Source organism: Collinsella sp. CLA-AA-H167 (genome assembly GCF_040095305.1).
Taxonomy (GTDB): Bacteria; Actinomycetota; Coriobacteriia; order Coriobacteriales; family Coriobacteriaceae; genus Collinsella.
In genome coordinates this window covers 92,505-117,296 of sequence record NZ_JBBNGA010000005.1, presented here as the reverse complement: position 1 = coordinate 117,296, position 24,792 = coordinate 92,505, and the positions used below count along the sequence as shown (strand labels likewise).

25 protein-coding genes are annotated in these 24,792 nt (G+C 61.0%); 24 read left to right on the top strand and 1 reads right to left on the bottom strand.

Annotated elements, in window-relative coordinates:
* Positions 1–58 precede the first annotated feature (58 nt).
* From AAAT03_RS04930 to rsfS, 18 genes are all read left to right on the top strand, one after another.
* Positions 59–2,776, top strand: a complete 2,718-nt coding sequence (locus AAAT03_RS04930) for an HAD-IC family P-type ATPase (protein ID WP_349102713.1) — start codon at positions 59–61, stop codon at positions 2,774–2,776.
* 103 nt (positions 2,777–2,879) lie between these two features.
* Positions 2,880–4,022, top strand: coding sequence for a zinc ribbon domain-containing protein (locus AAAT03_RS04925; protein ID WP_158551271.1), 1,143 nt, complete (start codon positions 2,880–2,882; stop codon positions 4,020–4,022).
* A 107-nt stretch (positions 4,023–4,129) separates the two neighbouring features.
* A complete protein-coding gene (locus AAAT03_RS04920) occupies positions 4,130–4,672 on the top strand; it encodes a peptidylprolyl isomerase (RefSeq protein ID WP_055249980.1) in 543 nt (180 codons plus the stop codon).
* 11 nt (positions 4,673–4,683) lie between these two features.
* A complete protein-coding gene (locus tag AAAT03_RS04915; RefSeq protein ID WP_231500813.1) occupies positions 4,684–5,988 on the top strand; it encodes a tetratricopeptide repeat protein in 1,305 nt (434 codons plus the stop codon).
* Positions 5,989–6,115: 127 nt separating this feature from the next.
* Entirely contained in the window at positions 6,116–7,147 is a 1,032-nt protein-coding gene (locus AAAT03_RS04910) for a rod shape-determining protein (RefSeq protein WP_006236061.1), read from the top strand.
* Between the two features lie 78 nt (positions 7,148–7,225).
* Positions 7,226–8,167, top strand: a complete 942-nt coding sequence (gene mreC, locus AAAT03_RS04905; protein WP_117773548.1) for a rod shape-determining protein MreC — start codon at positions 7,226–7,228, stop codon at positions 8,165–8,167.
* Positions 8,168–8,178: 11 nt separating this feature from the next.
* Positions 8,179–8,745, top strand: a complete 567-nt coding sequence (locus tag AAAT03_RS04900) for a hypothetical protein (protein WP_117840309.1) — start codon at positions 8,179–8,181, stop codon at positions 8,743–8,745.
* 13 nt (positions 8,746–8,758) lie between these two features.
* The gene (mrdA, locus tag AAAT03_RS04895; RefSeq protein ID WP_349102712.1) at positions 8,759–10,828 is read left to right on the top strand and encodes a penicillin-binding protein 2; all 2,070 of its coding nucleotides are present in this window, start codon (positions 8,759–8,761) and stop codon (positions 10,826–10,828) included.
* Positions 10,829–10,837: 9 nt separating this feature from the next.
* The gene (locus AAAT03_RS04890; protein WP_349102711.1) at positions 10,838–12,064 is read left to right on the top strand and encodes an FtsW/RodA/SpoVE family cell cycle protein; all 1,227 of its coding nucleotides are present in this window, start codon (positions 10,838–10,840) and stop codon (positions 12,062–12,064) included.
* A gap of 18 nt (positions 12,065–12,082) precedes the next feature.
* Positions 12,083–13,012 (top strand): hypothetical protein, encoded by a 930-nt coding sequence (locus AAAT03_RS04885; RefSeq protein WP_006236071.1) that lies wholly within the window; start codon positions 12,083–12,085, stop codon positions 13,010–13,012.
* Between the two features lie 10 nt (positions 13,013–13,022).
* A complete protein-coding gene (locus AAAT03_RS04880; RefSeq protein ID WP_349102710.1) occupies positions 13,023–14,900 on the top strand; it encodes a TIGR03960 family B12-binding radical SAM protein in 1,878 nt (625 codons plus the stop codon).
* The gene (locus AAAT03_RS04875; protein WP_117745946.1) at positions 14,897–15,709 is read left to right on the top strand and encodes a TIGR03936 family radical SAM-associated protein; all 813 of its coding nucleotides are present in this window, start codon (positions 14,897–14,899) and stop codon (positions 15,707–15,709) included. The genes AAAT03_RS04880 and AAAT03_RS04875 overlap by 4 nt, the downstream gene beginning before the upstream one ends.
* A 67-nt stretch (positions 15,710–15,776) precedes the next feature.
* Entirely contained in the window at positions 15,777–16,151 is a 375-nt protein-coding gene (rplU, locus tag AAAT03_RS04870) for a 50S ribosomal protein L21 (RefSeq protein ID WP_035138585.1), read from the top strand.
* 33 nt (positions 16,152–16,184) lie between these two features.
* Positions 16,185–16,442: a 50S ribosomal protein L27 gene (gene rpmA / locus AAAT03_RS04865; RefSeq protein WP_006236075.1), complete on the top strand. Its 258-nt coding sequence runs from the start codon at positions 16,185–16,187 to the stop codon at positions 16,440–16,442.
* An 85-nt stretch (positions 16,443–16,527) separates the two neighbouring features.
* Positions 16,528–17,994 (top strand): GTPase ObgE, encoded by a 1,467-nt coding sequence (gene obgE / locus AAAT03_RS04860; protein WP_349102709.1) that lies wholly within the window; start codon positions 16,528–16,530, stop codon positions 17,992–17,994.
* 3 nt (positions 17,995–17,997) lie between these two features.
* Positions 17,998–18,675 carry a nicotinate-nucleotide adenylyltransferase gene (gene nadD, locus AAAT03_RS04855; protein WP_089573445.1) on the top strand — a complete coding sequence of 226 codons (678 nt, stop codon included), beginning with the start codon at positions 17,998–18,000 and terminating at the stop codon, positions 18,673–18,675.
* An 87-nt stretch (positions 18,676–18,762) separates the two neighbouring features.
* Entirely contained in the window at positions 18,763–19,296 is a 534-nt protein-coding gene (gene yqeK, locus AAAT03_RS04850) for a bis(5'-nucleosyl)-tetraphosphatase (symmetrical) YqeK (protein WP_192934390.1), read from the top strand.
* A gap of 27 nt (positions 19,297–19,323) precedes the next feature.
* Positions 19,324–19,779, top strand: a complete 456-nt coding sequence (rsfS, locus tag AAAT03_RS04845) for a ribosome silencing factor (protein WP_117745948.1) — start codon at positions 19,324–19,326, stop codon at positions 19,777–19,779.
* 96 nt (positions 19,780–19,875) lie between these two features.
* On the opposite strand, the gene dinB is transcribed toward rsfS, so the two are convergent.
* Positions 19,876–21,090: a DNA polymerase IV gene (gene dinB, locus AAAT03_RS04840; protein ID WP_273376111.1), complete on the bottom strand. Its 1,215-nt coding sequence runs from the start codon at positions 21,088–21,090 to the stop codon at positions 19,876–19,878.
* Between the two features lie 240 nt (positions 21,091–21,330).
* Between dinB and rpsP the strand changes: the two genes are divergently transcribed.
* From rpsP to AAAT03_RS04810, 6 genes are read left to right on the top strand one after another with little or no spacing between them, the layout of a single operon-like run.
* A complete protein-coding gene (gene rpsP, locus AAAT03_RS04835) occupies positions 21,331–21,672 on the top strand; it encodes a 30S ribosomal protein S16 (RefSeq protein WP_022094749.1) in 342 nt (113 codons plus the stop codon).
* Positions 21,673–21,714: 42 nt separating this feature from the next.
* Positions 21,715–21,960 carry a KH domain-containing protein gene (locus AAAT03_RS04830; RefSeq protein ID WP_171021534.1) on the top strand — a complete coding sequence of 82 codons (246 nt, stop codon included), beginning with the start codon at positions 21,715–21,717 and terminating at the stop codon, positions 21,958–21,960.
* 34 nt (positions 21,961–21,994) lie between these two features.
* Positions 21,995–22,486, top strand: a complete 492-nt coding sequence (gene rimM / locus AAAT03_RS04825; protein ID WP_226812527.1) for a ribosome maturation factor RimM — start codon at positions 21,995–21,997, stop codon at positions 22,484–22,486.
* A 10-nt stretch (positions 22,487–22,496) separates the two neighbouring features.
* Complete coding sequence (gene trmD / locus AAAT03_RS04820) at positions 22,497–23,255, top strand: tRNA (guanosine(37)-N1)-methyltransferase TrmD (RefSeq protein ID WP_349102708.1); 759 nt, start codon at positions 22,497–22,499, stop codon at positions 23,253–23,255.
* Positions 23,256–23,257: 2 nt separating this feature from the next.
* Complete coding sequence (gene lepB, locus AAAT03_RS04815; protein ID WP_271729016.1) at positions 23,258–23,821, top strand: signal peptidase I; 564 nt, start codon at positions 23,258–23,260, stop codon at positions 23,819–23,821.
* A gap of 59 nt (positions 23,822–23,880) precedes the next feature.
* On the top strand, positions 23,881–24,792 hold the full coding sequence (locus AAAT03_RS04810; protein ID WP_006236091.1) for a glycine--tRNA ligase subunit alpha: 912 nt from the start codon (positions 23,881–23,883) through the stop codon (positions 24,790–24,792).

Below are 24,792 nucleotides of genomic sequence, written 5' to 3'. Positions count from 1 at the left end.
GAACCTCGCATGGTCCGGGCGGTTTTTCTTATACCGACGCGACGTGATGGGACGTGGTATGGCAGCAACGGATATCGAGCGCGGACTCTCGACCGCCGAGGTCGAGGAGCGCATCGCCGCCGGTAAGATCAACCGCAACATGGAGCTCAAGACCAAGTCGGTCAAAGAGCTCATCATCGAGAACCTCTGCACGCTGTTCAATTTGATCAACGTGATCTTGGCGTTCCTGGTCATTTTGACCGGTTCGTTTAAGAATCTGACGTTCCTGTTCGTAGTGTTCCTCAATACTGCTATTGGCGTCATCCAGTCCATGCGTTCCAAGAAGATGGTCGATAAGCTCACGCTGCTGACCTCCAAGAAGGCCACTGCGGTGCGCGACGGCGCCGAGGTGGAGCTCGACCTGGACCAGATCGTGCTCGACGATATCATCCGCCTAGGGCGCGGCGACCAGATTCCCGCTGACGCCGTGGTGGTTTCGGGCGAGGCGCTCGTGAACGAGAGCCTGCTGACGGGTGAGAGCGACCTCATTAAGAAACAGCCCGGTTCCGAGCTCATGAGCGGCAGCTTTATCGACTCGGGCCTGCTGCGCGCCCGCGTGATTCATGTCGGCGCCGACAACTACGTGGCCAAAATTAATAACGAGGCGAAGTACGTCAAAAAGGTCAATTCCGAGATCATGAACGCGCTTAACGCCATCGTGCGCTTTGCGAGCATCATCATGATCCCGCTCGGTTTGGCGTTGTTTGCCTCGAGCGTGAGCGAGCTGTGGGATGCCGCGGGAACCCCAGGCAATAGCGCGCTTTCGTGGTGCTTCTCCGAGCTGTTGGCTGGTCATGTGCCTTCGTCGGCGCTGCTGTACACGGTGGGCGCCCTGCTGGGCATGATCCCGCAAGGCCTGGTGCTGCTGACCTCGTCGGTGCTCGCCATCGCCACGGTGCGCCTGGCCCGCCGCAAGGTACTCGCGCAGCAGCTCTACTGCATTGAGACGCTCGCGCGCGTCGACGTGCTGTGCCTGGACAAGACGGGCACCATCACGTCGGGCCGCATGGAGGTCGAGGGTACCTATCCGCTGCCGGTCGAGGGTATGGGTGCGGGGGAGGGCGACGCCGCCGTTCCCGTCGATACCACGGTGCTCGATTTTGCGCTGGCTAACGTCGCGCGTGCGACCTCGGCCGATGCCAACGAGACCTGTCAGGCGCTGCTCAACTATTACGCCGACCGTCCGGTCGAGGTGTCCGAGCCACTGTCGGTCATTCCGTTCTCGTCTTCCAAAAAGTGGAGCGGCGCGTCGTTTGCACAGGGCTCATATGTGATGGGTGCGGCGCAGTTTGTGCTCTCTGATCGTGCGTTTTCCCAGGTCGAGAACCGTGTCGCCGAGCTTGCCGATACCTGCCGCGTGCTCGTGGTGGCGCTCGTGGACGGCTTTACGCCCGATGGCGATATGGTGGGCGAGGCCGAGCCCGTGGGCTTTGTGACCATCCGCGACGAGATTCGTACCTCGGCGGCCGAGACCATCGGCTACTTTAACGAGCAGGGCGTGACCCTCAACGTGATCAGTGGCGACGACCCGCGTACGGTGTCGTCGATCGCGCGCGTGGTGGGCGTGCCGGGGGCGGGCGCTTATGTGGACGCCACGACGCTCGATACGCCGGCCAAGCTCGATGCCGCAGTGGACCGCTACCATGTCTTTGGTCGTGTGACCCCGCAGCAGAAGCGCGAGCTCGTGCAGGCACTCAAGCGCCGCGAGCACACCGTGGCCATGACGGGCGACGGCGTCAACGACGTGCTGGCGCTCAAGGAGGCCGACTGCTCCGTGGCCATGGCGGCCGGCTCCGATGCCGCGCGTAACGTGGCCGAGATCGTGCTCGTCGACAACGACTTTGCCTCGATGCCCGCCGTGGTGGCCGAGGGCCGTCGCTCCATCAACAACCTGCAGCGTTCGGCTTTGCTGTTCCTGACTAAGACGCTGTTCTCGATGGGCCTGGCGGCGCTGTGCATCGCGCTGCCGCCGTACCCTTTCGAGCCGATTCAGATGACGCTCATCAACTTCTTCTGCATCGGCGCGCCGGGCTTTGTGTTGGGCCTGGAGCCCAACAATGCTCGCGTGAAGGGGTCGTTCCTGACGAACGTGCTCAAGCGGGCACTGCCGGCGTCGATTGCGGTCATTTTGGCCGCGGCGCTCGATATCTTTGTGGCGCGCGTGTTTGGCTTTAGCCAGCTCACGCTGTCTACGATGTGCCTGCTTTCGTCGTGCGCGGTGAGCGTCAGCCTGATCTGGCGCATCTCGCAGCCTCTCACGCCCTTACGTGTGGTGCTCTTCGTGTTTGTTGTCGCCGGCATCCTGGTGGGCGTTATCGGATTCCCGGAGCTGCTGTCTATTGCCAACCTGTCGATGGGCCAGATGGTAATCTTGGCTGTCATCGTGGTCTTTACCTGCTCGGTGTTCTTTAAGCTCGCCACGATGATGGATTCGCTCAAGCCGCGTCGTCGTCATGCCGCAACTGGTTTTGGCCGCGGTGTGCGCGTCCACCTGGGTCGCGGTGGCGGCAAGGTGAGCTCGACGGGTTCGACGGCCGAGCGTTTTGCCAAGCGCGTCGCCGCCGACATGGCGCAGCGCCGCGAAGATCGCACCGCTCGCGAGGCCGAGGCCCGCGCACTCGAGGGCGTGGCCCAGGCCCAGCCCAAGAAAAAGAAGGGTAGCGGAGCCAAGCGCTCTCGCGTAACCAAGTCCGCCCAAGGCATCAAAGTCTCGATGCCGAGCAAAAAGAAGAAGTAACTACGCGCCCTGGCGATGTTGAATTGGTGCCTTGCTCCTGTAGGGCCGTGGCGATGTTATGCTCTAACCTCGATTATTTGAATTGCTTCGAAAAGAGGATGCCGTGATCTGCCCGCATTGCCTTAAGACTATCGAGGACGGCGCCTCGTTCTGCCCCTACTGCAACGCCTATGTGGGTCCGGGCGATGGTCCCGAGCACACCGAATTCGTGTTCTGTGAGGGCTGCGGTGCCCGTCTTTCTCCGCATGATCGTACGTGCCCCAAATGCGGACGCCCCGCTCCGGGTATCCTCTCCGAGGATGCGGCAGCATCCGACCTGGCAGCGGGCCGCACGGCGGGCTTTCCGCGCCTAACGCAAGAGCAGATCGATACCGAGGTGCCGCATGCGCCGGCCTCTGCCGCTGCGGTGCTTTCGGACGCCGCCGACCCCAATGAGACCTGCGTGCTGCCAGCTTTCGATAAGGATTTCGGTATCCCCAAGGTCGATATTCCCACGCCCGTTTCCCTGCATGACGATGCTCAAAAACCCAAGCGCAAGGTGCACCCCGACGAGGACGCCTATCACAAGCATAAGCGTCATATTCCCAAGCCGCTCATTATCATCGCGGTCCTTGCCGTCGTGTGCGGTGGTGCCTATTGGTTCGTGACGACCGATCCCATGGGTGTTATGCCTGGCTTCTACGACCAGTTTGGCCAAGCTGCACAAACCACCTTCCCCACGCGTCAAAAGGGCGAGGCGACTGAGGACGATACCAAGCAGGGCGATTCTGCCGAGGTGGTTCAGGAAGAAACCGTGCTCACCGATGATCAGCTCTATACCAGGCTCGATGGTCTGTATCAGACCATCGTGTCCTACGCTGACGAGGACCAGATCGGCGAGGTCATCGATTCCTTTAACAACGGTTATCTCCGAACGCCGCTGTCCACCCGTCAGGAGCTGTCGCAGAGTGCCTACGCCCTACGCGACCAGATCAAAAAGACGCAAGATGAGCTCAACAACCTGAAAGTACAGGACGATACGGTCTATGCGGATGACATCGCCCACTTAAAGCAGCTTGCCGAGTGGATGTATGAGCGCGTCGACGTGATCTGCCAGAGCTGGGATATCTCGCTGGCCATTCCCGATGGCGAGTCGATGAGTTCCCACCAAAGCGAGATCCTGGCGCCCATCGCGCAGGGCGGCAACAGCGCGCTGAACCAGTACGATGCCAATGTGGGTTCCTGGAAGCCGCAGCAGCGTTCCTAAAATTAGTTCGCCATAGTCGGCATAACCTACGTGCGCAATTGATGTAAACCCGTGCTTATTGCTACAATTCGTACAAATATGCTTTAAACGCACGAGGAAGGAACCACATGTTTGGTTTTAAGAAAGAGCTCTACACGCCCGAGTATCAGCTTGTCGGCGACGAGTGCGCCGTAATCGAGACGTCGAAGGGTACCATCAAGGTCAAGTTTGACGGCGAGGGCGCTCCCATTCATGTCGCGAACTTCTGCGAGCTTTCCACGATGGGCTTCTATGATGGCCTTAAGTTCCATCGCTATGTGCCCGGTTTTGTTATCCAGGGCGGCGACCCCAATACCCGCGACATGTCCGGCGCCGACGTCGCTGCCGGTCTTGAGGGCCCCGACGGTATGCCCGGTACCGGTGGCCCCGGCTACTGCATCAAGGGCGAGTTTGCCACCAATCCGCGCAACAGCCATGTCGATGGCGCCCTTGCCATGGCACGCTCCATGGACCCCGATTCCGCGGGTTCGCAGTTCTACTTCTGCCTGGGTGCCCAGCATAACCTCGATTCCGGTTACACCGTCTTTGGTACCACGGTCGAGGGTCTCGATGTGATTTCGCAGCTGCGTGCCGGCGACGAGATCGTCCATGTCGAGATCGTTCACGAGTAAAGGGGACTTCCTTGAATAGCCAGCTGATCCAACAGGGCCGCGCCGCTTACCGCGCGGGTGATTTTTCTGCTGCAGCCCAGATGCTTGGGGCGGCAAAGACTCCCGATGAGATTATGGGCGAGGCCGATCACCTTCGTGGCAACGCCTTGATGCACCTTGGCATGTATGCCGAGGCCGCCGAGGCCTATGCCGCCGCCCTCAACGACGGTACCTACGGCAAGCGCGGCGCGCTGCTCACCAACCGCGGCAAGGCGCTCGCCGCCGTGGGCGACTACACGACGGCCGCTCAGGCTTTCTCTGCCGCTACGCAGGATGCTTCCTATGCCACGCCGTTCAAGGCCTATCTGGGCCTGGGCAATGCGCTGTTCCAGTCGGGCGACTATGCCAACGCGGGAACCGCCTTCCGTCAGGCTGCCATCGACGGCGCCAATCCGGCTCCTGCCGCCGCACTCGGCGAGCTCGGTCGTTGCTTCATTAAGCTCGGCCGTCCGGCGGATGCCGTGGAGACCTACCGCACGGCTATCGACTTTGCCGGCCCCCGCGACGACACGCGTGCGCTCAACGCCGGCATGGGTCAGGCGCTTTCTGCCGCCGGCCGTCCCTCCGACGCACTCGACGCCTTTAACGCCGCTACTGCCGATGGCATCTACCAGCTCACCTCCGAGCAGGCCGATGAGCTTGCCCGCGTGCACGATTCGCTTGCCGCGCTGTCTGCCCAGACGGCTATGGCCACGGCTCCGGCGCCCGCGATGGACGCTCCTGCCGTCGATCCGCTCGATCCTACGGGCGCGACCGGTCAGTTTATGCCCGATCCCTCGGACACCGGCTTCTTTACGCTGTCCGAGTCCGAGATGGTCCAGCAGGACCGTCAGGATCGTAAGCAGGCCAAGGTCCGTCGTCGCCATCGCCACACGGGTCTTAAAGTCTTCATCGTGCTGCTTCTGCTCATTTTGATCGCCGCGGGCGGTCTGGGCTTTGCCTACACGCGCGGCTTTGGCTTCCCGTCTCAGGAGTCTGTCGTTACCGATCTGTTCCAGGCTGCCGGCGACGGTGACGCCGCAAAGGCCGAGTCTTGCCTGGCCTCGAGCCTGTCCGAGGACGCTAAGTCGATGATCATCTCCTCGATTCCGCAGGGTGCCACCGTGTCCGTCGAGGGCATGGATCAGTCCATGACCGAGACGACCGCCAAGGTGAAGGCATCGCTGTCCAAGGGCGGCGAGCAGGAGTACACCGTCAAATTCGTGCGCTCCGACAACCATATCGGCTGGGCCGTTTCTTCGCTCGATATGGATTTCTCGGCTGCTGACAACCAGTAGTGACCTTATGGGATTTAGCTTTGCCCGGCGCTTCACCGCAAGTGAGGCGCCGGGCTTGCGCTAGTATGATGAGCTAGTAGTTTTCCAGCAATCATCCAACACATCAGGAGTTGCGTTGTTTTCTTTGATGGATATGTTCTTCGGTAGCTATGCGGGCGATCTTGCCATCGACCTCGGCACCGCCAATACGCTTGTCTCCGTGCGCGGCAAGGGCATCGTCATTCGCGAGCCCTCTGTTGTCGCCATCGACAAGAACGACGAGCGCATCTTGGCGGTCGGTATCGAGGCAAAGCGCATGCTCGGCCGTACGCCCGGCAACATCGTGGCCGTTCGTCCCCTGAAGGACGGCGTCATCGCCGACTTTGATGTTACCGAGGCCATGCTTCGCTACTTTATCGACAAGGCGTCCGAGAAGCGCTATCCGTGGACTCCGCGTCCGCGTGTTGTCGTCTGCGTTCCCTCCGGTGTCACGTCGGTTGAGAAGCGCGCTGTCTTTGAGGCCACGATCCAGGCCGGTGCCCGCCAGGCCTATCTGATCGAAGAGCCCATGGCGGCTGCCATCGGCGCCGACCTGCCCGTCGAGGAACCCACCGGCTCCATGGTCATCGACATCGGTGGCGGTACCACCGAGGTTGCCGTTATCGCTATGGGCGGCATCGTCGTCTCGCAGTCTATCCGTATTGCCGGCGACGAGTTCGATCAGGCCATCCTCACGCACGTTCGCGATGCCTACAACCTGGCCATCGGCGAGCGTACGGCAGAGGACATCAAGATCAAGGTCGGCTCCGCCGTGCCGCTCAAGGATGAGCTCGACGTCGAGGTCAACGGCCGCGACGTGATCACCGGTCTGCCCAAGACCGTGCGCATCGAGAGCGAGGAGATTCGTCGCGCACTCAACAAGCCGCTCGACGAGATGGCCAAGGCCGTCAAGGACGCACTCGACGCTACGCCTCCCGATCTTGCCTCGGACCTTATGTACTATGGCATTTTGCTGACCGGTGGCGGCGCGCTGCTGCGCGGTCTCGATGTGCGCCTGCGCGATGAGACCGGCGTTTCGGTCAACGTCAGCCCCACGGCGCTCGATAACGTTGTTAACGGCTGTGCCCGCGTGCTCGAGGCCAATGCGTTTGATGGCGGCTTCGTCCAGACCAATGCTTAATTTCCAAAAGGTGGATTCCATTTGGCACGATCTTCGGGTTTCTCCACAAATCTGAATACCAAGCGACAATCAACGGGTATGCGCCCGTTGATTGTTTTCAGCCTGATTTCGGTGTTGCTGCTCACGTTTTATATTCGTGAGGGCGAGACGGGGCCGATTCATGCCGTTCGTTCGGGCGTGACGACGATTACCTCGCCGGTGCGTTTTCTGGGCTCGACTGTGGCGGCTCCCTTCAATGCGATCGGTAACGTGTTCTCTAACCTTACGGCGTCACAGGACACGCTTGACGAGCTTAAGAAGCAAAATGAGGAGCTGACCTCCAAGGTTGCCGAGCTCTCCGAGGCTCAAAAGACCGCCGAGCGACTGGAGGGTCTGGTCGGTCTGCAGTCGACCTACAACCTCAAGTCCACTGCAGCTCGTATCGTCGGCGCTTCGGGCGATGCCTGGACCTCGACCGTTACCATCGATAAAGGTTCTGCCGACGGGCTTACCATCAACATGCCTGTGACGAGTTCGGCTGGTGTTATCGGACAGATCATCGAAGTCTCGGCCAAGACGTCCACCGTGCGTCTGATCGGCGATGAGAACTCGGGCGTGTCCGCTATGGTGCAGGACACGCGCGCCCAGGGCATGCTGCAGGGTCAGGCTGACGGCACGCTGCGTCTTGAGTACGTGAGCGTCGACTCCGACGTTAAGGTTGGCGACATCATCGTGACCTCGGGCATTGGCGGTGTGTTCCCCAAGGGCCTTCCGCTCGGCACCGTCTCGTCGGTTGAGAAATCGGCAAACGACGTGTACTACACCATTGTGGTACGCGCCCAGACGACGGCCGAGAACAACGAGGAAGTGCTGGTCATCACCTCGCTGACCGACGAACAGTCGGCCTCGGATGAGGACGTGAGCACCGCTAATAGCACGCCGCAGGGAACGTCGCGCGATGCTGCGACCAAGACGAAGGACGAGAGCTCGGATGACGGTTCCGACACGTCCGAGACGACCGATTCCGGCTCGAGCGAATAGGGGGCATGTCCATGGATCTACACGAGCAGGGGATGAGCTCCCGCACGTTTGTAATCGCCGCCATCGTGTGCGTGCTGCTGCAGGCAGGCCTGGCACCGCAGATCTCCATTGCGGGCGGTCGCGTCAACTTCATGATTATCCTGGTGTGCCTAAGCGTGTTCTCGGGCGACCCGACCCGTGCCGTCGTGTGCGGTTTTTGCAGCGGCTTGTTTTATGACCTGTCCGCTGCCGTGCCGGTGGGAGTTATGTCGCTCCTGCTGACCGTGGGTTCTTTTGCCCTGGTGCACAGCGCTGCCGGTCAAACGAGCGGTACCCCGAGTGCGCGCGGCATCACTGTGGGCGCTTTTGCGCTCGTCATTAATGTGATCTACAGCATCATCTTGCTGTTTATGGGTATGGAGACGAGCTTTGTCGTGGCGATCTTCGGCCATGCGCTGCCGTCTTCGATCCTGACGGGTCTGGTTGCCATTCCGTTTTTGATGTCCGGCGTCGTGCCGCAGTCCGGTTATGGATTCTCCGCACGTGGCGGACGCCAGACGGGCATGCGCTTTAAGCCCAAGACCCGTAAGCTCAAATAGGGGAGGCCCGTAGATGTCTTCCCAGATGACGGTTATTATCGCCGGTATCGTGCTGGTTGTGGCCATCGTGGTCGCGCTGGTCATCATGCGTCGCGGCGATTCCCGTTTTACCTACGATACGCAGCATGGAACGGCCCCGCGCGCCACCGAGGGCGAGGGCAATACCGCGGCGACCGCCTTTAAGGGCCGCTTCTCCATCCTCACCACGGGTGTGGGCGCGATGTTCGCGGCGCTTGCCGTCAAGCTGTGGGGCATGCAGATGGTCTCGTCGGACTATTATGAAAAGCAGGCTAATAGTAATCAGACGCGCACCGTTACCACACCCGCTGTGCGCGGCCGCATCCTCGACCGTAATGGCGTGGCACTTGTCCAGAACCGTCCCTCACTTGCTGTCGTGGCCTACCGCGACCTTGCCGAGGATGAGGTTCTGGTTCGCCATCTTGCCAACGTGCTCGGTATGCCCTACGTGGCGGTTCTGCGCAATATTCAGGACAATTCCGAGGGCGCCCAGAGCCTGCATACCATCGCGACGGACGTCCGTCGCTCCACGGTTGCCTATATCAAGGAGCACGCCGGCGAGTTCCCGGGCGTCAAGATTGCCGAGCGTACCGAGCGCCAGTACCCGTACGGCGAGACGGCCTGTCACATTTTGGGCTATACCGGCACCATTACCTCCGAGCAGCTTGAGGCCCAGAATAAGAAAACCTCTGGCGACGATGATGCTTCTGCTGGCCGGATTACGTACCAGTCGGGCGATATCGTGGGCCAGGCGGGTGTTGAGAGCTACTACGAAAACCTGCTGCAGGGTATTCGTGGCGAGCAGACCGTCAAGGTCGATGCCTCGGGCAATGTGACCGGTCAGGCCGGCGCCGTGCCCGCCAAGGCCGGCTCCGACATTAAGCTCACGCTCGACCTCAAGATCCAACAGGCCTGTGAGACGGCGCTGGCGAGCGCCATCGAGCTTGCCAAGACCACTGGCTACAGCAATGCCGGCAACGGCGCTGTGGTGTGTCTCGATCCCAACAACGGCGAGATCCTGGGCATGGCGAGCGAGCCCAAGTTCGATCCGTCCGTCTTTATCGGCGGCGTCTCAAATGACGTGTGGACCGAGCTCAATGATGACAAGGGTTCGCACCCGCTGCTCAACCGCGCCATTAGCGGACAGTACATGTCGGCCTCGACCATCAAGCCGCTCTCGGCACTGGCCGGTCTTGAGTTTGGAACCTACACTTCAACGCAGACAACCAACTGCACGGGCTATTGGATGGGCTTGGGCAAGGCTTGGGGCAAGCGCTGCTGGCTGACGTCTGGACACGGCACCATGACGCTGCAGTCGGGTATTGCCAACTCGTGCGACCCCGTCTTCTACGATATGGGCAAGGCGTTCTTTTATGACGAGCAACATTCCGAGGGCCTGCAGGAGGTCTTTCGTCGCTGGGGCCTAGGCAAGACCTGCGGTATCGATTTGCCGAGTGAGGGCGCGGGCCGTATTCCCGATGCCGAGTGGAAAGAGTCGTACTTTACCGACGCCTCTGCCGAGGACCGCAAGTGGAATGCCGGCGATATGACCAACATTGCCATCGGCCAGGGCGACATTTTGGTGACGCCTCTGCAGATGGCATGCGCCTACATGGGCCTTGCCAACGGCGGTAAGCAGTACGTGCCTCACGTGTTTTTGTCTGCCGTGTCGCGCGATGGCGACGGCGATGCCTATAAGTACAACGGCAAAGGCAAGAAGAAGCGCTTGGAGGCCAAGATCAACAGCGATTCGGATTTGGCTCTTGTTCGCAACGGCATGCACGACGTGATTTACACGGCATCGACGTCCCTGGCGGCTCACTTTGGCACCCTGACGCCGCAGGTATACGGCAAGTCGGGCACGGGCGAGAAAAGCGGCGAGGACGAATACGCGTGGTTCTGCGCCTATGCGCCGGCCGATGATCCCAAGTATGTCATCGCTACTGTCCTGGAGCAGGGCGGCGGTGGCTCAGATACCGCGATGCATGTCGTGCGCGACGTGCTCGGCGCGATTTATGACGAGCCCGATACCTCTTCGGCCTCGGGCGATTCTTCGGTTCGATAGGAGGTTGCGATGGATTTTTCTCCGGCGGATCTGTTCCGTTCAACCAAGACCGGCTCTCGCAGCAGCCTGGACCGCGTCAACAAGCAACTTTCGGCCTCGCGCGGTACGTTTCGCCAAAAGGTGCATATCGGTGTGCTGCTGGCTACCGTCGCGCTCGTTGCCTATGGCGCCATCATTATTTGGTCGGCGTCACAGTTTAAGGCCGACGCCTCATTCTCGCGCCACCTGCTGGGCATTGGCATTGGCGCGGTGCTTGCGGTGCTCGTCTGGCGTACCGATCTGCGCGGCATCTCTAACTTCTCGACGGCGCTGCTCGTCATTGACCTTATTGTGATCTTCTCGCCCAAGATTCCGGGCCTGTCCTATACGGGCGGTCTGGGCATGACGGGCTGGATCAAGATTCCCGGTATCGGCTTGACATTCCAGCCGGTTGAGCTTGCCAAGCTCATCACCATCTTCTTTATCGCCACGCTTGGCTCGCAGTATAACGGCCGCATCGATACCGTTCGCGACTACGTCAAGCTCTGCGGCATGCTGTCCATTCCGTTTTTGGCCGTCGTCGCCATGGGCGACCTGGGCTCGGGCCTGGTCGTGCTGGTCTCGGGCGCCATCGTCATCTGCATGAGCGGTGCACGCCGCGAATGGGTGCTGTCGACCCTGGCCCTGCTCGTGGGCCTGGTGGCCCTCGTCCTGGCGCTCGATTCGGTCTTTGATTCGTTGCTCGGCCACGATGTGCTCATCAAGCAGTATCAGATGAACCGCCTGACGGTCTTTATCGACCCCGATAATGCCGATTCGGACGATGCCTACAACCTGCAGCAGTCGCTTATCGCCGTTGGCTCGGGCGGCTTCTTTGGTAAGGGTTTGGGCCATGCGACGCAGTCGGCCGGCGGCTTTCTGCCTGAGTTCCACACCGACTTCGTCTTCGCCTTCCTGTCCGAGACCTTTGGCTTTTGCGGTTCCTTTTTGCTCCTATGCCTCTACGTGCTGCTGATCTTTTCGACGATTCGCGTCGCCTTTAAGTGTGAGTCGCTGTTCTTGCGCCTATCGTGTGTGGGCATCGTTGGCATGTGGGCGTTCCAGACCTTCGAAAACATCGGCATGTGCATCGGCATGATGCCGATTACCGGTATTCCGCTACCGTTTATTAGCTTCGGTTCGTCTTCGATGATGATTCAGCTGCTGACGGTGGGTATCGTACAATCCATATGGCGGCATCGTTTGGGCGCCGCGTAACCGCTGGAGGGGTTTGCTATGAAAATTCCCGTAGATAAGCTGACCCGCGCTTTTAAGATGGGCGCGTCCGTTAAGAAGGATTCCGATACGCCGGTGCGCGTCTCGGTCTATCTGGATTCGTCCGCCTCGCGCTTTCTTGCTGAGACGGTGCGTGACGCCTTTGTGCCGCAGACGACCTCGGGCATTGTGCGCGTCGAGCGTCTGGGGGAGGAGCGAATTGCTCCAAAGACCGATACCGATGTGGTACTGGTGCTCTCGTGTGGTTCCGACCGCCTGGAGAGTGCCGTGCAGGAGCTCGTGATCGCCGGCGCGCCCGTGTGCGTGCTTGCCGAGTCTGCTGTGGAGGTGCCGTTTATCGAGGAGTCCACGCCCATGCTCGGCGTGGTGGCGGCAACCGATAAGACGTATCTGCTCGAGACGCTTGCCCGCTGGATTCTCGATCGCACCGACAAGGAAACGGCTTTTGCGGCGAACTTTGCCTTTATGCGCATCGCGGCAGCTAATCGTATCATCACCTCGTGCGCGCTCACCAATATGGCGACCGGTGCGCTGGTGTTTTTGCCGGGCGCCGATTATCCCGTTATGGCGCTGGCGCAGGTGGGCATGCTCTTTGAGCTCGCTGCCGTCTTTGGACGCGGCATTAAGCCTGAGCGCGGCTACGAGGTCGCGGGCGTGCTTGCCGGCGGTCTTGTGATCCGCGCGGTCACCCGCGCGCTCGTCAAGCAGACGCCGCATATTGGGTTTGCCGTTAAGGCGCTCACTGCTGCCGCGGGCACCTATGGCATGGGCCGTGCGCTTGTTTCGCTCTACGAGCGCGATGTCGACTACAGCCGTGCCAACGAGGTGGTCACTGCCACGTTCTCCCGCGTTCGCGATCTGGTGACCACGGTCGCGGGCGCTACCCGTCCTATGGCGTCCTACCAAGACGCATCCGATCTCGCTGCTTAGGGGTTTTCTGTTGCGCGTTCCGTATCAAGACTGCTTTCATTTAATTGAGCCGCTGCTCGCCAAGGTCGAAAAGCCGAGCCGCTATATCGATCACGAGTGGGGCACGCTTTCCAAGGCCGATGCCGACTACCGTTGCTGCCTGATCTACCCGGATGTGTACGAGGTTGGTTTGCCCAACCAGGGCATCGCCATCCTCTACAACATCCTTAACCAGGCCGAGGGCATCTCCTGCGAGCGTGGCTATGTGCCGTGGCCCGATATGGGTGACGCCATGCGCGAGGCGGGCATTCCGCTGCTGTCGCTCGAAGGTGCTGCCCCCGTTGCTTCGTTTGATATCGTCGGTCTGCATGTGCCGCACGAGATGGCGGTGACGAACTTCCTCGAGGCACTCGATCTCGCTGGCATTCCGCTGTTAGCGGCCGACCGAGGTGAAGACGACCCCATCATCATCGCCGGTGGCCCCTCGGTGTACAACCCCGAGCCGTACGCGGCCTTCTTCGATGCCATCCTCATCGGCGAGGGCGAGGAATCGCTGCTCGAGACCTGCCAGCTGCATCGGCGCCTGCGCGACGAAGGAGTCCCGCGCGCGCAGATTGTTGAGCAGCTTGCATCCATTGCCGGCAACTACGTGCCGTCGCTCTATGAGATTCGTCACGACGAGCCCTGCTCGCCGCATGGCTACACCGTGCCGCGCGAGGGCAAGGATGCTCCGGCCGTGGTCTACAAGCGCGTCGTCGAGGATTTCGGCGCCACGAATCCGCTGTCGCAGTCGTGCGTGCCCTATGCGCAGCTGGTTCACGACCGCCTGTCTATCGAGATTCTGCGCGGCTGCGCTCGCGGCTGTCGTTTTTGCCAGGCCGGCATGACGTATCGCCCGGTGCGCGAGCGTTCGGCCGACCAGATCGTCTCGTCGGTGATTCACGGTCTGGAAAAGACCGGCTATGACGAGGTGTCGCTGACCTCGCTCTCCACGACCGACCATTCCTGCATTCGCGACGTGCTCGGCAGGCTCAACCGTCGCCTGGAGGATACGGGTATTCGCGTGTCTATTCCGTCGCAGCGCCTGGATTCGTTTGGCGTGGATATGGCCGAGTCGGTCGCCGGCGAAAAGAAGGGCGGACTGACGTTCGCGCCCGAGGCCGGCAGCCAGCGCATGCGCGACATCATTAACAAGAACGTGACCGAGGAGGACCTGGACCGTGCGGCCAAGGCGGCCTTCGAGGCCGGCTGGAACCGCATGAAGCTCTACTTTATGATGGGCCTTCCCGGCGAGCGCGACGAGGACATCGTGGCCATCGCCAATCTGGCCGATCACGTGCTGGAGCTCGGTCGTTCCGTGGTGCCCAAGGCTCGTCGCGGCTCGATCTCGGTGTCCATCTCGGTTTCGGTCTTTATCCCCAAGGCCGCCACGCCGTTCCAGTGGTGCCCGCAGCTCGACTACGACGACGTCAAGCGTCGCCAGAAGCTGCTTATCACGAGCGTTCGCAACCGTGCCGTCCGCGTGCATTACCACGATGCCGAGACTTCGCTCATCGAGGCCGCGCTGTCCCGCGCCGGTCGCGACATGACGCCCGTCATCATCGATGCTTGGCGCTCGGGCTCTCGCTTTGACGCCTGGGTAGAGCATTTCTCGCTCGATAACTGGAAGGAGGCTGCTGCCAAAAACGGCATCGACCTCAATGAGCTCGTGCACCTGCCCTACGAGTTGGACTGGCGCCTGCCGTGGGAGCATGTGAGCCCCGGCTGCACGCGCGGTTTCCTCGAGCGCGAGTACCGTCGCTCGCTCGAGGGCGTCACGACTCCCGACTGCACCCGTACGTCGTGCACCGGCTGCGGGATCTGCCCCACGCTCCACGCCAAGAATGTATTGATGGGTGATCGCGCATGAGTGAGCGCCTGACCGACAACCCCACGCTCTTTAGACTTCGTGTTCGCTATGGCAAGCGCGATCGCCTTAAGTACCTGGGCCATCTCGAAGTGATCCATACCATTGAGCGCATCGTGCGCCGTGCGGGACTTCCCTATGCCGTCACGCAGGGCTTCTCTCCGCACATGCGCGTGGGCTTCTCTTCGGCGCTACCGGTTGGTACGTCGTCGACCTGCGAGTGGTATGACCTGTTTATGACCGAGTTCGTGGCGCTCGACGAGGCGTTTGAGCGCCTGGCTGCGGCGTCTCCGGCCGATCTGGCGCCCATCGAGGCGGCGTACATCGACGTGCGCACGCCGGCATTGACGGCGCAGCTCACGCGCCTGTCGTATCGCATCGACTTACACCTGGATCCCGAGGCGCCCGTAAGCGCCGACGAGGTGCGTCGTGCGATCGACACGCTGCGCGCGGATCATGGCATCGACTACGCGCGCGGCAAAAAGAGCAAGCGCTTGGATTTGGATCACACGCTCGTTGGCTATGAGCTCACGGCGGGGGAGCGCCCGGACCATTTGGTTCTCATGCTCGACACCCATGCCGACAACGAGGGCTCTATGCGTCCGGAAATTTTGCTTTCTGCTGCTGATGTTTTGTTGCAGGGCTTGACCCCGGGCGTGGATGCACCTATTGTTTCCACCGGTATGCAAGACCTCGTGACCATCTGCTCCTACGATGTCGAGCGTCAGAATCAAGCATGCGAGGACGACGAGGGCCGACTCGTCAGCCCCATACCTGTGCGAACTTGTGGATTTGCTCCACATACTCGTTGACGGGGGTATTTTCGCCTGCTACTATATTCGGCTGTTGCACTAACTGATGCATGAAGGGCAAGTAAACATGTACGCAATCGTTAACACGGGCGGCAAGCAGTACAAGGTCGCCACCGACGATGTCATCACCGTCGAGAAGATCGAGGGCAATGAGGGCGACAAGGTCACCCTGCCGGTTATCTTCCTCAACGATGGTAAGAAGATCGTCACCGATCCCGACAAGCTGGCCAAGGCCAAGGTTACCGCTCAGATCGTTGAGCAGTTCAAGGGCGAGAAGCAGCTGGTCTTCAAGTTCCACAAGCGTAAGCGCTATCGTCGTCTGAAGGGTCACCGTCAGCAGCTCACCAAGCTGAAGATCGTGAAGGTCCAGGCTACGTCCCGCGCCAAGAAGGCTGTCAAGGCAGAGGCCGAGGCTGTTGCCGAGGCTCCCGTCGCCGAGTAGATTACACTCGTAACGAAAGAGTAGGTATACACAATGGCACACAAAAAAGGACTCGGTTCCTCCCGTAATGGCCGTGACTCCCGCGGTCAGCGCCTTGGCACGAAGCGCTATGCCGGCCAGACGGTAACCACGGGCACGATTCTCGTCCGTCAGCACGGCACGCACATCCACCCGGGTGAGAACGTTGGCCGTGGTAAGGACGACACGCTGTTCGCGCTGGTCGACGGTACCGTTGAGTTCCACAAGGGTATCAAGCACAGGGTCAGCGTACGCCCGCTCGCGAACGCGTAATTCACCCTTCATAGAGCACATATGTGGGAGGCACTTGAGTTTTAGGATTCAAGGGTCTCCTTCTTTTTTGTAGGAGGCGATTCTGTTGTCACAGTTCACCGATATCAGCCGCATTAACGTGTGCGGCGGCGACGGCGGAGCCGGATGCATGTCGTTTAGGCGCGAGGCATTTGTCCCCAAGGGCGGCCCCGATGGCGGCGACGGCGGTCGTGGCGGCAATGTCGTCATCCAGGCCGATGCTCAGCTGTCTTCGCTGATCGATTACCGCTTTAAGCATCACTTCCGCGCCGAGCGCGGCACGCACGGGCAGGGTGCCCGTCGTAACGGTAAGAGCGGCGAGGACCTGATTCTCAAGGTCCCTATGGGTACCGTGGTGCGCGAGCTCGATCCCGAGACGCAGACCCCGATGTTCGAGATTGCCGACCTGGTGCACGACGGCGAGCGCGTCGTCGTGGCGCCCGGCGGTGCCGGCGGTCTGGGCAACACACACTTTGTGACGTCGGTGCGTCGCGCTCCGGCCTTTGCCCAGCTCGGCGAGCCTGCCGAGGAACACTGGATCGAGCTCGAGATGAAGCTTATGGCCGATGCCGCGCTTGTGGGCTTTCCCTCGGTGGGTAAGTCATCGCTCATTGCGCGCATGAGTGCCGCCCGCCCCAAGATTGCTGACTACCCGTTTACCACGCTCGTGCCGAACCTCGGCATGGTGCGTGCCGGCGAATATTCTTACGTCGTTGCCGACGTCCCCGGTCTCATCGAGGGCGCGAGCGAGGGCAAGGGCCTGGGTCACCAGTTCCTGCGCCACATTGAGCGTACGGCACTCATCATGCACGTCGTCGATATGACGGGTGGTTTTGAGGATCGCGATCCGGTCGAGGACTATCGCATCATCAACCGCGAGCTCGAGCAGTATGGCGCCGAGCTTTCGGAGCGTCCGCAGATCGTCGTTGCCAACAAGTGTGATGCGCCGGGCACGGCCGACAAGATTGCCGACCTTAAGCGTGCGGCGCTCGACGATGGCCATATGTTCTTTGCCGTGTCTGCTGTTACGGGCGCCGGCCTCAACACGCTGATGCTTGCCGTGGGCGAGCAGGTGGCTAAGCTTCGCGCCGAGCTGGCGGTCTCTGATGAGCCGGTCGATCTGCGCGACGAGGAGTGGGAGCGTCGCCGCCTGCAGCGCGAGAAGCGTTTCCGCATTGTCCAGGAAGAGCCCGGTGCCTTCCGCGTGGTCGGTCGTGCCATCGAGCGCATGGTCATCCAGACCGACTGGGAAAACGAAGAAGCCGTCATTTACCTGCAGCATAAGTTTGCGCGTATGGGTGTTGACGACGCGCTCGAGAAGGCCGGTTGCCGTGCGGGCGACGAGGTCCGCATTTGCCAGCGCGCTTTTGACTTTGAGGGCGCCGAGGACTTCTCGGAGTACGAAGAGCTCGAGGATGCTGGCGAGGACGTTGCCGTCGAGGTCATTGACGTGGCCGATGCTGCGGATGAGGGCGTCGAGGTTGTCGATGCGGCGGATGCCGAGGACGATGCCGAGACCTCGGAGGGCGAGTAAGCCATGTCGCTGCGCGGTGGAATCGGTCTGCCCGAGCTTCCTCTAGAGGACGGGCAGGAGTTTAGGCTCGGCATTATGGGTGGCACCTTTGATCCCATCCATTACGGGCACCTGGTGACCGCTGAGCAGGCGCGTGAGTCCCTCGACTTGGATGCCGTGCTCTTTATGCCGGCGGGCACGCCTGCCTTTAAGCTTGACAAGCCGGTGACGCCTGCCGAGGACCGTTATGCCATGACGGTCCTCGCCACCGCCGCGAACCCGGCCTTTTTGGCGAGCCGGTTCGAGATCGACCGCCCGGGCGTAACCTATACGGCTGATACGCTTCATGCCCTTCGCGACTTTTACCCGCCGCAGGTAAAGCTCTACTTTATTACGGGCGCCGATGCGATTATCGATATCGTGACCTGGCATGATGCCGAACGAATCGCTGAGCTTGCTACCTTTATTGCGGCGACACGACCGGGCTTTGATATCGATACAGCGCGTGCCCGAATCAAAGAGTCGGGGCTGCCGTTCGACGTGCGCTATATTCAGATTCCGGCGCTGGCGATCAGCTCGACGAACATTCGTAAGCGAGTTGCCCGCGGCATGAGCGTGCGCTATCTTACGAGCGAGTCCGTGCTCGGCTACATTCGCAAACGCAGGCTATATGCCGATTTGGGCCAAGAAGATTTTGAGTGATGGGGGTCTACGTTGTCGGTAGGGGATCAGTTCGAGGGCGATGAGCGCGCACTGCTCAAGCGCATTCAAGAGCTGCTCGATGTTCGCATGAAGGATAAGCGCAAGCGCTATGTGCATTCGCTGGGTGTTGCCGAGACCGCACTTCATCTGGCCGAGGTCTACGGCGTTGACCGCTTTGATGCCGCTGCTGCCGGTCTGATCCACGACTGGGACAAAGTGCTCTCCGACGACGAGCTGGTTACGCGCGCTCTGCATTACGGCATTAAGATTGCCGGCTCTCCTTCCGCCGCGACGCCGCTTTTGCATGGTCCTGTTGCCGCCTATGAGCTTCCGCAGCTTTTCCCCGAGTTGTCGCCGGCCGTTTTCCAGGCTGTCGACCGTCATACCGTGGGCGCTTGCGACATGACGCCGCTCGATATGGTGGTCTTTGTGGCCGATGCCATCGAGCCCAACCGCCACGGCGACTATGCGCATGCGCTGCGCAAGATGGTGGGGGAGTCGTCGCTCGACGAGTTGTTCTTCTCCTGTTTTGCGCAGGGTTTGGTCTATGTGATCCAGTCCGGGCGCTATCTTTATCCCACGGCTATTTCGATTTACAACCATTACGCCCAGCTGCGCTAGCTCGGGCTGTCTAGAAAGAGGTATTCCATGGCCGACGAGACCATGACCGACGAGCAGATTCTTGAACATGTGGAGCACAAGAGCTTCGCCGCCACGTCCGACCGCACTGCCGCCTCGCTGTCCGCGAGCGGTGTCGCCGCCGAGGATGTCGCCCGCGCCGCCGCACAGGCCGCCTACGACAAGAAGGGTGAGGACGTTCAGGTGCTCGACCTGACCGAGCTTTCCGACGTATGCGACTACTTTGTGCTTGCCACCGGTACCAACAACCGCCAGGTCGATTCTATCGTCGACGAGATCGAGGAGAAGGTCGCCGAGGCTTGCGGCGAGCACCCGTTCTCCATCGAGGGTCGCGAGCAGAAGACCTGGATGCTCATGGACTACGGTTCGGTTGTCGTCCACGTCTTCACTCCCGAAGCCCGCGACTTCTACCGCCTCGAGAAACTCTGGGGAGACGCTCCCCAGCTCCCCCTCAACCTCCTCTAGTAGCTCATTTGAGACGGGGTTTAGCTACCCTCACGCATATCGCCGGGCGGGTGCGGTTTTCCGCACCTGCCCGGCTTTCTTTTTGCCCAAAGGCGGTTAATCGTTGAAGCGGGATTGGCGGCCGAAGGATAGGGCGGTGTCGCCGAATTTGTCTCGGACGGCGTCGATGGCGACGGAGAGGTCGCGGCGGTCGCTGGATTGGGCTCCGCGATCATCGATCTCGCAGAACAGGTCGGTCTGGATGCCGCCTTGGTGGTCGAAGTCGCTCATGCCGATGCCCGCTAAGCGAACATGCATGCCTTCCTGCCAGATGTTGTCGAGCAGTTCGAGCGCAACCGCCACGAAGATGTTCTCATCGTCGGTCGGATGAAGCAGTCGGCGCTGTGCCGAGCGACCGCTTCCATACGAATACTTAAGCTTGAGCGTTACCGTGGCACCCGTCAGCCCCTGACGGCGCAGACGGCGTCCCACTGACTCTCCCAACAGCGCAATCGCCGCCTCAATATCCCTACGCTCAGTCAAATCTTTCGCAAAGGTGCGTTCATTGCTGACCGACTTGACCTCGCGCTCTTCGTCGAGACTCGTGACTTCAGAGATTTCGAGTCCCAGCGCACGCTGGCGCATGCGTTCGCCGTTGACGCCAAAAATAGAGGCCAGTGTGGACTCAGGCGCGCGCGAAAGCTCGCCGAGGGTGTAGATGCGCATGCGGCGCAGTCGCTCCTCGGCCGAGCGTCCGATGCCGCTCATGGCAGATGCCGGCAGCGCGGCCAAAAAGCGCTGCTCGGTTCCGGGGCGCACGATGGTCAGCCCAAACGGCTTATCCCGCTCGCTTGCGATCTTTGCGACCGTCTTGTTGCAGCCCACGCCAATGGAGCAGGTCACTCCCAGCCCTGCCACGCGGTCGCTTATACGCCGCGCAACCAGCAGCGGGTCTTCGGGCGCAAAGCGACCCGGTGTGATATCGATAAAGGCTTCGTCGATGGATACGCGCTCGACGCGCGGGGTCTCGTCGGCGAGAATCGCCATGACCTGCGCGCTCACCTCGCGGTAGCGGTCGAAGTGCCCGTGTGTCCAAATGGCCTGAGGACACAGACGCCGTGCCTCGGCCGAGGGCATGGCGGAGTGCACGCCAAAGCGACGTGCCTCATATGAACACGTGGACACGACGCCACGCGAATCGGCGTCTCCGCCCACGATGAGCGGTTTTCCGCGCCATTCGGGATGGTCGAGCATTTCCACGCTCGCAAAAAACGCATCGAGGTCCATGAGGCCCACCGCCGGACCCGTCCAGGGAGGCGGCGTGACGCCCATGGCATCCTCATAACCGTATGTATGTTCGCGTCTTTCCATGTCATGAGTATACCGCGCAGCTCATGTGAGGTGCGTGTATGTGCTTGCAAATCCCGAATTCTTGTCTAAGATATGGATTTGCCCTCGACTACACCGAAGAAGTTGGTCTCACGGACTTCACCTGCCCGCGTCGATGGCGTATTATGTTCAACTGTTTGTTTGTAGTTGCAGCCTAAAGCTGCTTGGTTGGAGGAGTTTCCTTTGGCAGTCAAGATTCGCCTTGCTCGTCACGGCGCTAAGAAGCGTCCGTACTACCGTGTCGTCGTCGCCGATTCCCGCGCCCCGCGTGACGGTCGTATCATCGAGGAGGTTGGCCGCTACAACCCGATGACCGCCCCCAAGACCATCAACCTCGACCTCGAGAAGATCGCCGACTGGCAGTCCAAGGGCGCTCAGCTTACCGACGCCGTCGCCGCTCTGGTCAAGGCCGCCAACGAGGGCGAGAAGACCGAGACCGTCGTCAAGAAGTCCAAGAAGCAGCTCGCCAAAGAGGCCGAGGCCGCTAAGGCTGCCGCTGAGGCCGCTGAGGGCGCCGAGGAGTAAATCGTGCCTGAGGTTGACGCTGCACAGCTCGAGGGTGAGGCAATGCTCTCAGATCGCATCGCCGATCTCGTCGAATATCTCGTTGTTCAGATCGTCGACGACCCGGATTCCGTGAGCCTCGAGGTCATCGATGGCGACGACGCTTCTACGATTGAGGTTTCGGTTGCCGAGGATGACGTCGCTAAGGTCATCGGCCGTCGTGGCCGTACCATCAAGGCCATCCGCACGCTCGCCCGTGCGCTGGCCGCTCGCCTCGACACTGCTGTCGAGGTAGAGGTTCTGGGCTAGGACCTTGAGGTCCCAGTACAAAAACATCGCCCGTGTGGTCAAGCCGCACGGAAGGAAGGGGGAGGTCCTCGCGCAGCCGCTGCGGGGGCTTCCTTCTGTATTAGAGCCTGGTATGCGCGTCGCCCTGACGCCGCCGGCGCTCAAGCGCGACCGCTTTTGCACGGTCGTGTCCGTCACCGATACGGGCGATGGCGATCTGGTCTCGTTTGAGGGCATTGACGACTTGACGGCCGCCGAGGGCATCACGGGATGCTATGTGCTGGCAAATCGTGACGATTTTGAGCTCGATTCGCTCGACGCTGCCTATACCGACCTGATGGGTCGCGAGGTGGTCGACGAGCGGTTCGGTTCGCTCGGCACGATCGTCGAGATCATGTCGACGCCCGCCAACGATGTTTGGGTTGTCGAGGGCGATCGGTACGGCGAGGTGCTGATTCCCGTGATCGAGCAGGTTGTGCTCGATCTTCCCGACACAGGAACAATTTCCGTCCACGTTATGGACGGCCTGATCGATATGGACAAGTAGGGAGGACAACATGCTGATTGAGACCCTTTCGGTCTTTCCCGAGATGTTTGAGCCCGTCATGTCCACATCGATTTTGGGCCGCGCCCGCAAGGCCGGCCTTTTTGATTTTAAGGCGTATAACCTGCGCGACTGGACGCACGACCGCCATCGTACCGTCGATGACGAGCCGTACGGCGGCGGGCAGGGCATGCTCATGAAGGTCGAGCCTATCGCAGAGGCCATCGAGGCCATTAGCGCAGAGGGTCCCAAGCCCACTGTGGTGTTCTTTACCCCCTGTGGCGATCCTTTTACGCAGCATGTGGCCGAGCGCCTGCTCAAAAGTGAGCGCCTGCTGTTTGTGTGCAGTCGCTACGAGGGCGTCGACGAGCGCGCGTATGCGTATGCCGATGAGCGCCTGTCGATCGGCGATTACGTGCTCACGGGCGGCGAGCTTCCCGCTATGGTCGTTGCCGACGCCGTCGTGCGTTTGATTCCCGGCGCCCTTGGTGACGAGATGAGCAACGTCGATGAGTCATTCTCGACCGCCGAGGACGGTGGCCTGCTCGAGTACGCGCAGTACACCCGTCCCGCCGAGTTCAATGGCGAGGGTGTGCCTCCGGTGCTCGTGAGCGGCGATCATGCCAAGGTTGATGCCTGGCGCCGCAAGAATGCCATCGAGCGAACCTGCCGCTGGCGTCCCGACCTGATCGAGACGGCGCGCCTTACGCCCGAGGAGCGCGCATTCGCGCAAGAGATTCTGGACGCGTCGTATTCACAGAGCGAGGAGTGAGAATGGTTCCATCGCAGCATTCCGTGCTAAAGGGTGCCTTTGAGTGGATCGTGGTCGTCGCGATTGCACTGGTCGCCACCTTTTTGGTTCGCTCATTTGTGGTTGAACCCTTTGTGGTGCCTACCGGCTCCATGGAGTCCACGATCGAGATTGGCGATCAGATCCTGGCGCAAAAGGTGAGCCTCGAGCTCGGTCAGCCCGTTAAACAGGGCGATATTGTGGTATTCCACAACCCCGATGGCACCTCCGAGCACGATGTTCTCGTCAAGCGAGTTATTGCTACGGCCGGCCAGACGGTCGACCTGCAGGACGGCAAGGTCGTCGTCGACGGCCAGGCGCTCGATGAGGACTATACGACCGGCATGAGCTGGCCGCTTTCGGTCCAGGCCCCTGGCGCTCAGGTGAGCTATCCCTACACCGTTCCCGACGGGTGCGTGTGGGTGATGGGCGACAACCGCGAGAACTCTGCTGACTCCCGCTATTTTGGCCCGGTCGACCGCTCCGACTTGATCGCCGTGGCGCTTGTGCGCTACTGGCCGCTCAACCGTATCGGCGCTATCGACTAAAAACCGCTATAGTACAGTACCTAACCGTGTAATCGTTTCGACGAGGGGATATTAGAGGCATGAACGCTTCATCGCTTTCCTTCCAAGACATCATCCTGCGCCTCCAGCAGTACTGGGGCGAGCAGGGCTGCGTCATTATGCAGCCCTATGACTCCGAGGTCGGTGCCGGTACCTTCCATACCGCGACCACGCTGCGCTCGCTCGGTCCCGCCGAGTGGCGCACCTGCTATGCGCAGCCCTGCCGCCGTCCCGCCGACGGCCGCTACGGCGAGAACCCCAACCGCATGCAGCACTACTATCAGTTCCAGGTGCTCATCAAGCCCTCGCCGGTCAACGCCCAGGAGCTCTACCTGGGGTCTCTTGCCGCTATCGGTCTGGACCCCAACGACCATGACGTCCGTTTTGTCGAGGACGACTGGGAGAGCCCGACCCTGGGCGCCTGGGGCCTTGGCTGGGAGGTCTGGCTCAACGGCATGGAGGTCACGCAGTTTACGTACTTCCAGCAGGTGGGCGGCATCGAGGTCGATCCCGTGCCCGTCGAGATCACCTATGGCCTGGAGCGTATCGCCATGTACGCCCAGGGTGTCAACTCCGTCTACGACCTGGTGTGGAGCTATCTGCCCGACGGCACGCCCATGACCTATGGTGACGTGTTCCTCGAGAACGAGCGCGAGTTCAGTGCCTATAACTTTGAGGTCGCCAACGTCGAGATGATGCGTCAGAAGTTTGACGACTACGAGGCCGAGTGCCACTCCTGCCTGGAGCGCAAACTGCCGCTGCCGGCGTACGACTGCGTCATGAAGTGCAGCCATGCCTTCAACCTGCTCGATGCTCGTGGCGCCCTGTCCGCAGTCGAGCGTGCCAACTACATCCTGCGCGTCCGCGCCGTCGCCAAGGCGTGCTGCGAGGCCTATATGGCCGAGGTCGCCGGAGTCAACGAGAATGCCGATCAGGAAGGCGAGGTGGCGTAA